Consider the following 14,294-nt stretch of genomic DNA (forward strand, 5'->3'; position numbering starts at 1 on the left):
GGGCTGGGAAACATTTCATTTCTCCAGGCTCTCTTTTTAATGCAGCAAAGTTTTGCATGTCTCTGCATTTGTTTTTAACGCGCGCGGGCCGAACGGGACCTGCCCATTACCTTCCGAAGCAGCCCCGTCCACCTGGCAAGCAGCAGATAGACGGCAGCGCCGGCAAGTACACTCAGGAGGATGATAACAAAAGCTTTTCCTCTACTATTAGGGAAACCACCGCCAAACAGAAGAAAAATCAGTTTAATGGCCAGAGCCATGATTCCTGTGTAGACTGAAATATGGATTAATTGCCGGGCGATTAGCGAGAAGTGATAGTCCGTTGCCTTGCGAATTGAGAAAACAATAATAAGAATTGAAACTAAATAGCCGATGTTAGTGGCAATAATTGGACCGACCATTCCGAAAAGCTTCATGGACACCGGATTGAGTAATATTTTTACGAGCACGCCGGCTCCAAGCGCGATCAATGTCATGAGCTGCCGATTAATTCCCTGAAGAATAGAGGCTCCGACCTGAAACAGTGCGAATAACAACGCAGTTGGCGCGTACCAAGTCAAAATGCGCCCCCCAATTTTCAGAAGTTCAGGAGAAACAGTGTACAACAGTCCGTGGAGCATATATCCGAGCACTGAGAGACCTACAGCCGCAGGTATCGTTAGAAACAATACAAGTTCAAATGCCTGGGTTATTTTTTCATTTACAGCCTGGTTATCACCTTTTGAATATGAAACAATGATTGCCGGCACGGCGCTCATTGCCAACGATGTTGCCAGCGTCACGGGAATCAGAACTAACTTCTGGTCGTTCATCGTCAAATCGGTGATGACAGCTTCTTTTACTGTGTTACCATAATTCAGATAATGAAAGGCCATAAACTGATCAATCAGCTGGTAAAGATTCATCGCGATGCCAACTGCAATAAAGGGGACTGAGTAAGTGACCAATTCTTTATACATGGCAATCAACGACATCTTGTACCGCCCCATTGGCCTATTTTCACTTGTCGTTTTCCTTAATCTGAAGCGGCGAAGCACCCAGTAATGAAGCATCACATAAAGTCCGGCCACAGCCCCTACAAAAGCCGCAAATGTGGCCAAAGCCGCAGCGGTGACAACGGTTCCGTGTGCTACTTTAACGGCAATAAAAGCACCGATCAGGATAAAACCGACACGGGCAACCTGTTCAGCAACCTGCGAAACGGCTGTCGGCCCCATCGACTGAAACCCCTGAAAATAGCCGCGCATCAGACTCATGACGGGCACAATAATGATTGCAATACTGACAACACGAACGACAAGGACAACATTGTTAAATTCTCCCTTAGGAATATCACTTAACGTCGCAATTTTCGGAGCGCTGAGAAAGAGAAGAAGAAAACCAACAACCCCTGTTACAAGCATTAACAAGAATCCGGACTTCAGCAGACGCCTGCCGGATTCATAGTCTCCCATTGCATTATATTTTGAGACAAATTTCGACACAGCGAGTGGCAGGCCAAGCGTTGAGACACTTAGCATAAGCGCATAGGGTGTATAAGCATACTGGTAAAGAAAAGACCCTTGTTCCCCTGTCAGCCAATAATAAGGAATAACAAACAAAATACCCAGAAAACGTGAGACAAAGGCGGCGACAGTCAGAATCATCGTCCCTCTGATCATTTTTGATGCAGCCATAACTTTACGCTCCCAAAAATCCATAAAATAGGATTAATTATGTATCCACGACCCTTAGTATTTTACCACAATAAATTCTAATTCAAAGATAACTATGAGGCAGCTTTGACACATTTTGACGAAACCAACAGAAAAAAATTATTCCGCATATTTTTCAGACAGAAAATTTTCTTAATCCCGCTGACTTTATTTAAAACAGTCTGTAGCCTCCTGCATAATGGCCCATGAGGCGGACATGAATTTTTATTTACCCAAAACTTTAAGCCGTCAAAACGTACGGCTGTTCGCAGCGAGGCAGCGCTTTCTGTCTTGAGCACATTTCTTCCTCAATAATTGCAGGCCTGCCGCTTTTCCGAGCAAGCCTGTCCATTTAACAAGCGCCAGACAGACGTTCCAATGACAATACTGATTCATACGAAAGCAGACCCCAAGCTGTGCGGAAAACAGCCGCCGGACGCGGTAAGAAATCAGTTCAATGACCGGAACATCACTCGTGCAGCAAACGATATATGCCAATGGCTGAGCAATCATTGAAAAACGATAAATCCGCATCCGAATAACCGCCACGATAAATCAGAACAGAAAACCCATAGTTCCTAAATCGATAATCTGGGCGATCAGCCTGTAACTCTTTGCATTTTATCATACTTCCGAATCAAAGCGGGTGATCACTGTATCTTTACCACAATTTATTTTAGAAGGCCAAGTTCAGTCCTCATAAAAGCCCTCTGCACTATTCCGCAGAGGGCTTTTATTCATTGTTTGATTAAAACAACGTTAGTGCCGTTCAATCGCGCCCGTCCACGCCAGCATGCCGCCTTCCATGTTCCGGACATGAAAACCCTCGCTCTGAAGAAACTCCGTGGCCGCAGCGCTCCGATGCCCGGATCGGCAAACCATCACATAATCTTTCGACCGATCCATTTTCTGAAACTGTGACGGGATATCGGCAAGACGAATGTGGATCGCCTGAGGTATTTTCCCGGCAGCTACTTCATCATCTTCCCTTACATCAACGACTGTGACCCAATCGCCTTTTTCCAGCATACATTTCAGTACATCCGGGAAGACCGTGGGGATTTCATCAGCCATGTTCATCACTCCCGCATCATTTGACTACAATATTGACCAGTTTATCCGGAACAGCAATGACTTTCCGAACTGTTTTTCCTTCAAGCCGTTCAATTACATTCTGCTCACTCATGGCCTTTTTCTCCAGACTGTCTCTTGATGTGCCCTTTTCGACCATCAGTCTGGCCCGGATTTTGCCGTTGATCTGGACAATGACTTCAATTTGTTTTTCAGCCAGTTTGCTTGCGTCATAGACCGGCCATGATGATTTTTCCACAGACTGTTGATGGCCGAGCAGCGACCAGATTTCTTCACTGATATGCGGTGCAACCGGTGAAAGCATCTGAATGAATCCTTCCGCCATTGCTGCAGGAATCTGCTCTTGTTTATAAGCCTCATTAATAAAAGTCATCAGCTGTGCAATACCCGTATTATAGTGCATGATCTCGAAATCTGCGGTGACCTTCTTGACAGTCTGATGGTACACTTTTTCAAATTCTGTGTCCGGCTGTGCATCGGGCGTTATTGATCCAGAAAGCTTCCCGTCCGCAGTGACAAACAGCCGCCAGATACGGTCCAGGAACTTGCGCGATCCGTCGATGCCTTTTTCTGACCAAGGTATTGCCGCGTCAATCGGTCCCATAAACATTTCGTAGAGCCTGAGTGTATCTGCTCCGTGTGAAGCGACAATGTCGTCCGGATTGACAACATTTCCTTTGGATTTGCTCATCTTTTCATGATTGTTGCCGAGAATCATACCCTGGTTCACCAACTTGTGGAACGGTTCCTTAGTCGGGACAATACCGAGATCGTATAGAGCTTTATGCCAGAAACGCGCATAGAGAAGATGGAGCACGGCGTGTTCGGCACCGCCGACATAAAGATCGACCGGCATCCACTTTTTCAGTTTTTCCGGATCGGCTAACTCTTTCTTGTTATGCGGATCAATATAGCGGAGGAAGTACCAGCTGCTGCCTGCCCATTGTGGCATCGTGTTGGTTTCCCTGCGTCCTTTCATGCCGGTTAGCGGGTCGACCACGTTAATCCAGTCCGTATCGTTGGCCAGCGGTGATTCGCCGGTACCTGAAGGCTTTATATTTTTTGTCTTCGGCAGGCGCAGAGGCAGTTCGTCCTCCGGTACGGCTTTCATTGTTCCATCTTCCATATGGATGATCGGAATCGGTTCACCCCAGTAGCGCTGACGGCTGAACAGCCAGTCGCGCAGCCGATAAGTCACTTTCCTTTTTCCGACTTTGTGTTCTTCCAGCCAGTCAACCATTTTCGAGATCGCTGCCTGTTTGCCAAGGCCGTCCAGGAATCCGGAATTAACATGTTTGCCGTCTCCGGTGTAAGCTTCTTTTGACGGATCGCCTCCTGAGACAACTTCAATAATTGGCAGTTCAAACTTCTGTGCAAATTCATAGTCACGGTCATCATGGCCCGGTACTGCCATGATTGCACCGGATCCGTAAGTGATCAGCACATAATCGGCGATCCAGACTGGAATCTTGCGGCCATTAACGGGATTGACCGCATAAGCGCCGGTAAATGCGCCCGTTTTTGTTTTATTGAGATCCGTCCGTTCAAGATCGCTCTTAGCAGCAACTTTCTTGCGGTAAGCATCGACAGCCTCTTGTTGTTCCTGAGTCACAATTTTATCAACAAGTTTGTGTTCCGGTGCAAGAACCATATAAGTAGCACCGAACAGTGTATCCGGCCGTGTCGTGAATACGGTTACCGATTCTTCAGTATGTCCGGCAACTTTAAAGACAACTTCGGCACCTTCAGAACGGCCGATCCAGTTGCGCTGCATCTCTTTGATGCTTTCCGGCCAGTCCAGTTCATCCAGATCTTTCAGCAGACAGTCGGCATAAGCCGTGATCTTCAGCATCCATTGTTTCATCGGCTTGCGGATTACAGGAAATCCTCCGCGCTCGCTTTTTCCGTCAATAACTTCCTCATTGGCAAGCACCGTTCCGAGCGCCGGGCACCAGTTGACCGGCACTTCGGCCTCATAAGCCAGACCTTTTTTATACAGCTGAAGGAAGATCCATTGGGTCCACTTGTAATACTCCGGGTCTGTCGTGTTAATCTCACGGTTCCAGTCGTATGAAAAGCCAAGCGATTTGATCTGTCGCTTAAAGGTCTGAACGTTCTGTTCTGTAAACTGAGCGGGATCGTGCCCTGTGTCCAGCGCATACTGCTCAGCGGGCAGCCCGAAAGCGTCCCAGCCTATCGGGTGCAGCACTTCAAATCCTTGCATCCGTTTCATCCGGGCAAGAATGTCCGTCGCTGTATACCCTTCCGGATGGCCGACATGAAGACCCTTCCCGGATGGATAAGGAAACATATCCAGCACGTAGTACTTCGGTTTATTTGAATCCTCATTCGTTTTAAATGTTTGATGATCGTCCCAGTATTTCTGCCATTTCGCTTCGATTTTATGATGATCGAAAGCCAGTCCCATGGCGAATGCCCCCTTTGAACACACTCTTCAAAATAATTAAAATAAAACCTCCCGCCCTTAACAGATCTGTCAGGGACGAGAGGTTGTTTACAATTTTCCCGCGGTACCACCCAAATTAGCCCGTGTTCCGCAATGAATGCGGACCCGTTGCTCGCTTGATCCCATAACGCGGGAGACGGCGGAACCATCCAGTCAAAGATGTCCTGCAGCTCAGGGGCGAGTTCACTTTTTTCCACTACTAGCTTGCACCTTCCGCCAGCTCTCTGCAATAGGTCCGAAGCTACTGTTCCCCGTCATTGCCCTTTTATTATCAAATAGGTCATTTAATTCATTTTATGTAATCTCCCGGTACATGTCAATATCAAGAGTATTCAGGCCAAAAAATCCGCCTATCCTATGAATCAATTTGTCCGGAAACTTTAAGTTTTTCCTTAACTCTGTTAGAATTTTTGTTAGATTACTGAAAGGGGCTCAGTCACATGCCCGACAGAAAGTGGCCATCCATCTATGGGCCGGACAAACGCTACTATTCATGGAATGCTTATCTAAGAAACCAGTTTGGAGAAAAAGTTTTCAAAGTGCCTCTCGACGGCGGATTTGACTGTCCGAACCGTGATGGAAAAGTGGCCTATGGCGGCTGCACGTTTTGCAGCCAGAAGGGGTCGGGGGATTTTGCCGGCGACCGCCGCGACGATCTCGTGACACAGTTTAATACTGTCAAAGAGCGAATGCTGAAAAAATGGCCGCATGCGAATAAATATATCGGCTTTTTCCAGGCTTTTACGAATACCTATGCACCGGTTGATGTGCTTCAGGAATGTTTTGAAGTCATTCTAGAGCAGGAGGGGGTTGTCGGACTTTCCATCGCAACACGTCCGGACTGCCTGCCGGACGACGTGGTTGACTATCTGGCAGATCTGAACACCCGGACCTTCCTCTGGATAGAACTTGGCCTGCAGACAGTACATGACCGGACAGGCCGCCTGATCAACCGGGCGCATGATTACCACTGTTTCGTTGAAGGTGTCGAAAAGCTGCGGGCACGCCATATTCCGGTCTGCGTCCATATTATTGACGGACTGCCGCAGGAAACCCCTGAGATGATGATGGAAACGGCACAGGCGGTTGCGGCGCTTGACGTTCAGGGTATTAAGATCCATCTTCTTCATCTGTTGAAAAAAACAGCAATGGTCAAGCAGTATGAAAAGGGAATGCTTAAATTTCTCGATTTCAAAACCTACGTGAATCTTGTCTGCGATCAGCTGGAAATTTTGCCACCGCAGATGATTATTCACCGGCTGACCGGTGACGGCCCCGCCGATCTGATGATCGGTCCGATGTGGAGCCTGAACAAATGGGAAGTCCTTGATGCGATCGATGATGAACTGAAACGCCGCAATAGCTGGCAGGGGAATTTATATCACGCATGAAGAGCCGGATGCACCCGCACCCGGCTTCTTCTTGGAATCGCGCATATTTTCCATTCACAACTCATCAAAATTTATTGGTCAGACACTCGGGCGCACTCTCCGGTAGAACCAGCTGGCAGTGAAAAAAAACATGCCGCAGCCACCAGAACGACGGATCATTTTTCTAGCCATAATCCGCACATTGCGCTGCCTGGCGACTTTTTTATCCGCGAGATAAGTACCAAGCAGGCCCCGATTGATCATTTTATGAAAATTGCGGTCAGGCATTCCGGAAATCGCCGTATCAGCTTCATCCATAAAGTGATCGAAGCGCTTCATCATTTCTTCTTCACTTCCGTAAAAGGCACAAAAGTTAAGATCGCCTTCGTCAATATCCTCCTGCTGGTCCACAAAATAATCCATCAGAATATGCAGGCCCTGCACCCATGGAAAATAGCTGCTTCTGATCATCCCGGCCAGTTCCTTCATCCCACGCCTTTCTGAAGCTGCGTAGGAAACAAGACAAAAAATGCCAAGAGTGGATCCGGAACAGGCGGCAAACTCATACCAGCTCATCGCCGGAAGCCTGTCTCTGTATTTTTCGAACCAGGCAACGAGCATAGGTACACGCTGATCTTTTTCAACATGTTTATATACCTGCAGATCACAATAGTATCCGGCCAGTTCCTGCAAATAGGGACTTATTTCTTTAAACGTTTGCAAATGTGAGAGAAGCGACTGGCAGGTTGTGACGAGATCCTGTAGATAGCCTCCATCAGATGTCACTTCACGCAATCTGTAATAATCGGAGTATTCCGTCCCGGGTGTCAGGGCATCCAGCATCGACTGATGCAGGCAGCGGAAATCTTTCGGGTCAAGAGAGCCGCTGCGGTCGCACAGGTTATCCAGATAATCGCTGATTGTCTGGTAGGCGACGATGAATGAAATCACTTCTGTCCTTCGATCACCTGCAAGAAGGCTGTAAATCGCACCACCTTCACAGTGAAATGTTTTCGCCTTAATGCTTGCAAGTGCCTGGTTGCGCAATTCCGGATCAGGAATTTTCTCTGCCTTCTGTTTCCAGTTTTCGAGTTCGCTATGTACACCGGGAAGTACTTTTCTGGAAACTTGAACGATCAGTTTTAATGGTTCGGATGGTACGGCCATAAAATCCGTCCTCTCTTATGTCAATACGACGCTACATCCTACAAACATTCGCTGCGTCTGACTGCAGTCTGCCTGCGCCAGCCCATTCTTAAAACTGTTTCTTACCGGGCCTCTCTTTCATTATACTCATATTGTCCAAAAAAAGTTTTCATCTTCTGTTCTAACCATCCTGATCCGAGAAAAAGCGCAAAAAACCCTCCACCAATTCAATTGATGGAGGGGTACAATGTCAAAAATTCTCAATTCTGACCGGCCTGGATTCCGGAGAGGATCTGCTGCTTCAATAATTCTGCTTTATCTGTTTTTTCCCACGGCAAATCAATATCAGTGCGTCCGAAATGACCGTAAGCCGCCGTCTGGCGATAAATCGGGCGACGCAGATCCAGCATCTTGATAATGCCTGCCGGACGAAGATCAAAATTGTTCCGGATCAGATTCACCAACTGCTCTTCCGTCGCTTTTCCAGTCTCGAATGTATCCACCGAAATAGAAACCGGCTGCGCTACGCCGATCGCATAGGCGAGCTGAACTTCGCATTTATCAGCCAGACCGGCCGCGACAATATTTTTCGCAACATAACGTGCGGCGTATGATGCCGAGCGGTCCACTTTTGTCGCATCTTTCCCTGAAAAAGCACCCCCGCCGTGCCTGGCGTATCCGCCGTAAGTGTCAACGATAATTTTTCGCCCGGTCAATCCGGCATCACCCTGTGGCCCGCCAATGACGAATCGGCCTGTCGGGTTTATGAAGAATTTTGTATTTTCATCAATCAGATTTTCAGGAACTGAAGGATTAATCACATACTGATGCACATCTTTCTTGATTTGTTCCTCGGATACGTCGGGATCATGCTGCGTGGATACAACAATCGTATCAATTCTGGCCGGATGTCCCTCTTCATCATATTCAACGGTGACCTGGGTTTTTCCGTCAGGGCGGAGATAGGTCAGTTCACGATTTTTCCGGACATCGGCCAGGCGCTTCGCCAGCTTATGTGCAAGGGAAATCGGCAGCGGCATGAGTTCCGGCGTTTCATTAACGGCGAAACCGAACATCAGCCCCTGATCTCCGGCCCCGATTGCCTCAATCTGATCGTCTGTCATTTTGCCTTCGCGCGCTTCGAGTGCCTGATTAACACCTTGAGCGATATCTGCTGACTGTTCTTCGATCGAGGTCAGAATTGCACAGTTTGACGCATCAAATCCGTACTTCGCATCATTATAGCCAATCTCCTTGATTGTCTGGCGGACAACCTTTGGAATATCAACATAAGTCGATGTAGATATTTCACCAGTGACAAGAACAAGTCCAGTATTTACCGCTGTCTCACAGGCAACCCTCGCGTTGGGATCGCCCCGCAGAATTTCATCAAGGATTGCATCTGAGATCTGGTCGCAAATCTTGTCCGGATGTCCCTCTGTCACCGATTCAGAGGTAAACAGCCGTCTTGAATACTTTTTCGTCATTTCACATTCACCCAGCCTTTCGAACATTATATGAGGTTAATTAAAGATTCGTCAAACGATGATCCACTACCGGTTCGCTGACGGTTTTACTTCGGAAACGCGGCGCCCGGCTAAAGATGCGCGAATCCCGAGGCAAGTTAACGGTACCCGATCCCTCTTCTTTTTGTTTTCAAGGCATGAAAAAAGCCCAGTCCTAATAAGGATAAGGCTAACTCTCTAAATGCGCCTCTTATTATCAGAAGAACAGAAAGTTCCTCTGCAGGTTAGCACCGTGCCATATCGGCCGGTTGCCGGGTTTCATCGGGCCTGTCCCTCCGCCTACTCGGAATAAGAGCAGCCGTATTATAAATCCTATGATAAAGCAGGGATATAAAAGTGTCAACTGATAGTCAGATTCTCGGAACCTCATAAGCATTATTTAATATATTGTACTATGAGAAAAAATTCACAAAAAGTCTTCCCCTGTTAGAAAAATATAATTTCAGTGTGCTATACTTAAGTTGTCAAATGGAATTCCAAATAGGAAGGGATGTTAGTGATGAATACAACCATCTCAAAAACGCCCATCTCTGAACTGTTGAAAGCAAGGAATACGTTTGTAAATTTATCTGCGGCGACGCTTATTGAGAAAGCGTTTTCTAAAAATGAAGGCGTTTTAACGGACAAAGGATCTCTGGCTGTGACGACTGGAAAATATACCGGCCGGTCACCGCTGGACAAATTTTTTGTAAAGGATGAGACGACGACAGACAAAATTGACTGGACGCGCAATCAGGCAGTCAGTGAATCGGTATTCGAAGGCCTTTTTCAAAAAGTTGTCCACTATTTAACCGAAAGGGAGGCTCGTTTTGTCTTTAAAGGTTTTGCCGGTGCGGATACGAAACATCGTCTGCCCATACAGATTATCAATGAGTACGCCTGGCAGAATCTCTTCTGCCGCCAGCTGTTTATCTCACCGACTGCAGACGAACTGAAGAACCATCATGCAAACTTTACCGTTCTTGCGGCTCCTGGCTTTAAAGCTGATCCGGCGACAGACGGCACCCGCTCGGAAGCATTTATTATCGTATCGATCACACACCGGACCATTTTGATCGGTGGGACGGAATATGGCGGTGAAATCAAAAAGTCAATTTTCTCAGTGATGAACTATCTGTTGCCGCAGGAAGGCATTATGTCGATGCATTGCTCCGCCAATCAGGGAAAAAACGGGAATGTTGCTCTTTTCTTCGGGCTGTCCGGAACCGGCAAGACAACATTATCCAATGTGCCTGACCGCGATCTGATCGGTGACGACGAACACGGATGGTCAGCGGACGGCATATTTAACATTGAAGGCGGCTGCTATGCCAAAACCATACGTCTCTCTCCAAAAAAAGAACCGCAGATCTATGACAGCATCCAATTCGGAACTGTGCTCGAGAATGTCATCGTCTTCCCCGACCGGTGCCCGGATTACGACAACGGCTCGCTGACAGAAAATACTCGCGCGGCTTATTCACTAAATAATGTGTCAAATGCACTGATCCCAAGTGTCGGCGGACATCCGACTGCCATAATCTTTCTGACAGCCGATGCGTTCGGTGTGCTACCGCCGATCAGCCTGCTGACACCGGAACAGGCAATGTATCAGTTCCTTTCCGGCTATACAAGCAAACTGGCCGGCACTGAACGCGGCGTTACTGATCCGGAAGCAACTTTCTCAACCTGCTTCGGTGCACCGTTCATGCCCTTGCCGGCGTCAGTGTATGCAGAGTTGCTAGGGAAGCAAATCAAGGCGCACAGCGTAAGCGCTTACTTGGTTAATACCGGATGGACCGGCGGACCATACGGAACGGGGAAAAGAATGGAGCTGGCCTACACGCGGCAAATGATACAGGCTGCCCTTGACGGGACGTTCACCCATGCAGAAACAACGACGGATCCTATTTTCGGGCTCCACATCCCAAAAACATGCCCGGGCATCCCTGACAATGTACTGATGCCATGGAAAACATGGAGCAATGCGTCCGAATATGATCGCTTTGCCCGCCAGCTCGCCCGGAAGTTCAAGGACAATTTCAGACATTTTCCGGAAGCTTCCGAAGACATCCGCTCGGCAGGTCCTGTTGCCAACTGATATAGACTGTTAACAATAATCCAGCACCGCCCCCGATCACCACGGAGACGGTGCTTTATTCTGTCAGATTTTCTATTCTGTGCTGGACAAGCCGGTGCATGCGGATGGCCTCTATTGCGCTGGTCAGCACACGGTCTTTCATCAGAAAACTATACCTTTTATCCGCCTGTACTTTCTCTGGAAGCCTGCTAATAAATACAGGACCTTTTGTCTCCAGATAATTATTTTTCAGATCAATCCGGTCAATTTCAGCATAGTAGATATTCTTAACAATTTGTTCATTCCTGCTGCTCACTTCATACTGGCCGACAAGAATCAGCCTCGCCACATGTCCGCCTGTTTCCTCAAAAACTTCTCTCTTCGCGGCGTCTTCAGCCGTTTCATTCAACTCAACTTTGCCGCCCGGAAATTCAAAACCGCGCCTGGAATGCATGGTCAGCAGCCACTGCTTATGAAAATGGCAGACCACCCACACATGTTTCGGGCAGCTTGAAAAGGGCATGCCCTGCAGAGAAAGTTTTACCAGATTGCCGTAATAGTCATAAAATGTTTCGATATCACTCAAATCTCAAACCTCCCCAACGTGCTGAGATTCCCCCCCTTGGAGATCACATCCACAGCATCGTCTCAGGCAAATACAAATGCCTGAGTTTATTTTAACACTTCTCCGGCCCGAACAAATTTTTCTAGCCAATATCTTTTCCCCGCCACTCCCGAAAATGCTTCCATTCATACTCAAGTTCGGACAGTGTCCATGTACTTAGCCTCGATGGATTATCGATTGCCTGATTATCTTTCAGGAGTTTAATCAAATGAGCTTTGCGTTTTTCCACTGCTGTTCTCAATAGGTTAATCCGATTCATCATCAATGCGGGACAGCGCCAAGTAATCGCTTACATTAAAAGGCGGCCAAACATCCCTTCCTCCCTTCTGAAACATTCTTTTTTGTTAAGCCAGTCATTGAGTGCAGTATGCACGAATTTTCAATAGTCTAATCAAAAGTTGTTAATCTTACTTTACTATACAATACAACAAAAGTGCGGAAAAGGATTCAAATAATTTAAAAAATGGAACTTTGGTCTGATGGAATTTTAGAAAGAGCTAAGGGAATTCAGCAAGGCGCCTGAATCCGCGTTTCCTTCTCTCTCAGCAATAAAACAAAACGGCCGCCATGGCCGCTCAGTCACTTGCATAGGATTGATTGTCAGGCGTTGACAGTACGTCTCTGCCGTATGTTCTCCTGAAAGGCTGCTTTTTCCTCTTTGGACATTTTCTTGTAGTCGCTGATAAACGCTTCGTACTTAGGCATAATTTCTTCCATGCTGCCATAGCCCTCGACCTGTCCGTACTGAATCCAAAGCGCTTTTTCACAGAACTTCTTCATCTGGCTGATGGAGTGGCTGATAAAAAAGATCGTCTTTCCTTCTTCCTTAAACTCGTTCATTTTATCCAGGCATTTATCGGCAAAAGTTTGATCACCGACGGATAGAGCCTCATCAATGATCAGAATATCCGGGTCAATATGAATGGAGATGGCAAAACCAAGTCTTGAACGCATTCCGCTCGAATATGTTTTGACTGGCTGATCGATAAAATCGCCGATATCCGCAAATTCAATGATATCAGGAGCTAATTCCTTGATTTTATTCTTATTGAACCCGAGCATCAGACACTTCAGCTCGATATTCTCCCTGCCGGTCAGTTCTCCCTTCAGACCCGAAGCAATGGCGATTAGCGCCGTTTCGCCCTCAACCGTTACCGATCCTGATGTGGGAGGTACGACACCCGCAATAATGTTGGACAATGTCGATTTTCCGGAACCGTTAACGCCGATTATTCCGACAACATCGCCTTTGTACGCGTCAAAACTGATATCCTCAATCGCATAAAACGATTTTCCATAACTTTTGGGAGAAATAAGGTCGAGAATTTTCTCAGAGTTTTTGCTATACATTTTATATTTTTTCGTGATGTGGCTTACGACGACTGATTTTTCCATAATGGCTTATCCACCTTACAAATAGTCTACGAAATGGTCTCTGAATTTCAGATGAACCACTGAGCCGAAAATAAACATTAGAATAACGACACCCCAAAAGTAAACCGTATATTTGAGATGCTCAATACCGTACCACGATACGCCGAGCAGTGACGCCCGGTATCCCTCGACGAGGTAGTACATCGGATTGAGAATCATAATATGCTGAACAACGGCAGGCAAGTTATACGGAGCCCACAGAAACGGTGTCAGATAGATCATCATCCGCATCAGTGAAATCAGCACTTGCTGCAAATCGCGGACAATGGTTGTAAAAGTCGACGTAATCAGTGACACGGACACTAGAAATGCCAGCGCCGCAAACATGAAATAGGGCAGCTGAATCATATAGATGCTGATCTTATATTGGGTAAACTGCAAAATCACAACGACGATCCCCGTCAGCATTAGATGCTGATAGAATTTTTCGAAGATGACATAACTCGGAATCGTACTCATTGGAAAATTCATTTTGGCAATAAACCAGATCCGTGAATAAATGGATCTTCCGCCTTCCATGACCGCCGAGTTGAGAAAAAACCAGAGAAAAATTCCCGAAATCAGCCAGATAACGTAAGGGACCGCGTCGCCGTTTCCCACGTATACTCTGGTGCTTCGATGCAAAATATAACCAAAAACAAACCAATAAATAAAAATCTGAATCGTTGGGTTAAGGATCACCCACAGCATACCTAAATAGTTGTTGTTATTCTCACTTTTCAGTTCGTAGAGCGACAGCCGCCTGATCAGATAAAAGTTGCTTAGTTGCTCCCTGATCACTTTCCAAGCAGATTTCATATTTTAATCCTTCCAAACATCCCAATAATGAGTGCCTTTTCAAAATAGGCCGAGAAAACTTCCATCAAATACTTTAACACAGC

The 14,294-nt window shown here is 46.8% G+C and carries 11 protein-coding genes, 1 riboswitch and 1 other annotated feature; of the genes, 2 read left to right on the forward strand and 9 right to left on the reverse strand.

Features of this window, described 5'->3' with window-relative positions:
- Positions 1–74 precede the first annotated feature (74 nt).
- The 4 genes from COP04_RS15745 to leuS form a co-directional block, all read right to left on the reverse strand.
- Complete coding sequence (locus COP04_RS15745) at positions 75–1,676, reverse strand: putative polysaccharide biosynthesis protein (RefSeq protein ID WP_100488894.1); 1,602 nt, start codon at positions 1,674–1,676, stop codon at positions 75–77.
- A gap of 267 nt (positions 1,677–1,943) precedes the next feature.
- Entirely contained in the window at positions 1,944–2,228 is a 285-nt protein-coding gene (locus COP04_RS15750) for a hypothetical protein (RefSeq protein ID WP_100488895.1), read from the reverse strand.
- Positions 2,229–2,453: 225 nt separating this feature from the next.
- The gene (locus tag COP04_RS15755) at positions 2,454–2,768 is read right to left on the reverse strand and encodes a rhodanese-like domain-containing protein (RefSeq protein WP_100488896.1); all 315 of its coding nucleotides are present in this window, start codon (positions 2,766–2,768) and stop codon (positions 2,454–2,456) included.
- Positions 2,769–2,784: 16 nt separating this feature from the next.
- Entirely contained in the window at positions 2,785–5,208 is a 2,424-nt protein-coding gene (gene leuS, locus COP04_RS15760; protein WP_100489724.1) for a leucine--tRNA ligase, read from the reverse strand.
- A gap of 74 nt (positions 5,209–5,282) precedes the next feature.
- Positions 5,283–5,520: a binding site (T-box leader), on the reverse strand.
- Positions 5,521–5,693: 173 nt separating this feature from the next.
- Between leuS and mnmL the strand changes: the two genes are divergently transcribed.
- A complete protein-coding gene (gene mnmL, locus COP04_RS15765; RefSeq protein ID WP_100488897.1) occupies positions 5,694–6,644 on the forward strand; it encodes a tRNA modification radical SAM protein MnmL/YtqA in 951 nt (316 codons plus the stop codon).
- A gap of 78 nt (positions 6,645–6,722) precedes the next feature.
- Here mnmL and COP04_RS15770 read toward each other — a convergent pair whose 3' ends face one another.
- The gene (locus tag COP04_RS15770; RefSeq protein WP_100488898.1) at positions 6,723–7,790 is read right to left on the reverse strand and encodes a tetraprenyl-beta-curcumene synthase family protein; all 1,068 of its coding nucleotides are present in this window, start codon (positions 7,788–7,790) and stop codon (positions 6,723–6,725) included.
- Positions 7,791–8,029: 239 nt separating this feature from the next.
- The gene (gene metK / locus COP04_RS15775; RefSeq protein WP_100488899.1) at positions 8,030–9,256 is read right to left on the reverse strand and encodes a methionine adenosyltransferase; all 1,227 of its coding nucleotides are present in this window, start codon (positions 9,254–9,256) and stop codon (positions 8,030–8,032) included.
- A gap of 226 nt (positions 9,257–9,482) precedes the next feature.
- Positions 9,483–9,590, reverse strand: a riboswitch (SAM riboswitch).
- Positions 9,591–9,794: 204 nt separating this feature from the next.
- On the opposite strand from metK, the gene pckA reads away from it, so the two are divergent.
- Positions 9,795–11,375 carry a phosphoenolpyruvate carboxykinase (ATP) gene (gene pckA / locus COP04_RS15780; RefSeq protein WP_100488900.1) on the forward strand — a complete coding sequence of 527 codons (1,581 nt, stop codon included), beginning with the start codon at positions 9,795–9,797 and terminating at the stop codon, positions 11,373–11,375.
- A gap of 55 nt (positions 11,376–11,430) precedes the next feature.
- Here pckA and ytkD read toward each other — a convergent pair whose 3' ends face one another.
- From ytkD to COP04_RS15800, 3 genes are all read right to left on the reverse strand, one after another.
- Positions 11,431–11,940 (reverse strand): RNA deprotection pyrophosphohydrolase, encoded by a 510-nt coding sequence (gene ytkD, locus COP04_RS15785; RefSeq protein WP_338062854.1) that lies wholly within the window; start codon positions 11,938–11,940, stop codon positions 11,431–11,433.
- Positions 11,941–12,579: 639 nt separating this feature from the next.
- A complete protein-coding gene (gene tagH, locus COP04_RS15795; RefSeq protein WP_100488902.1) occupies positions 12,580–13,374 on the reverse strand; it encodes a teichoic acids export ABC transporter ATP-binding subunit TagH in 795 nt (264 codons plus the stop codon).
- A 15-nt stretch (positions 13,375–13,389) separates the two neighbouring features.
- Positions 13,390–14,211 (reverse strand): ABC transporter permease, encoded by an 822-nt coding sequence (locus COP04_RS15800; RefSeq protein ID WP_100488903.1) that lies wholly within the window; start codon positions 14,209–14,211, stop codon positions 13,390–13,392.
- Positions 14,212–14,294 lie beyond the last annotated feature (83 nt).

The organism is Sporolactobacillus pectinivorans, from assembly GCF_002802965.1.
GTDB lineage: Bacteria > Bacillota > Bacilli > Bacillales > Sporolactobacillaceae > Sporolactobacillus > Sporolactobacillus pectinivorans.

What these genes read in the sequence shown, in the direction of transcription:
- COP04_RS15745 (WP_100488894.1), bottom strand. Translation starts at nt 1,676, where the DNA reads ATGGCTGCATCAAAAATGATCAGAGGGACGATGATTCTGACTGTCGCC.
- COP04_RS15750 (WP_100488895.1), bottom strand. Translation starts at nt 2,228, where the DNA reads ATGCGGATTTATCGTTTTTCAATGATTGCTCAGCCATTGGCATATATC.
- COP04_RS15755 (WP_100488896.1), bottom strand. Translation starts at nt 2,768, where the DNA reads ATGGCTGATGAAATCCCCACGGTCTTCCCGGATGTACTGAAATGTATG.
- mnmL (WP_100488897.1), top strand. Translation starts at nt 5,694, where the DNA reads ATGCCCGACAGAAAGTGGCCATCCATCTATGGGCCGGACAAACGCTAC.
- COP04_RS15770 (WP_100488898.1), bottom strand. Translation starts at nt 7,790, where the DNA reads ATGGCCGTACCATCCGAACCATTAAAACTGATCGTTCAAGTTTCCAGA.
- metK (WP_100488899.1), bottom strand. Translation starts at nt 9,256, where the DNA reads ATGACGAAAAAGTATTCAAGACGGCTGTTTACCTCTGAATCGGTGACA.
- pckA (WP_100488900.1), top strand. Translation starts at nt 9,795, where the DNA reads ATGAATACAACCATCTCAAAAACGCCCATCTCTGAACTGTTGAAAGCA.
- tagH (WP_100488902.1), bottom strand. Translation starts at nt 13,374, where the DNA reads ATGGAAAAATCAGTCGTCGTAAGCCACATCACGAAAAAATATAAAATG.
- COP04_RS15800 (WP_100488903.1), bottom strand. Translation starts at nt 14,211, where the DNA reads ATGAAATCTGCTTGGAAAGTGATCAGGGAGCAACTAAGCAACTTTTAT.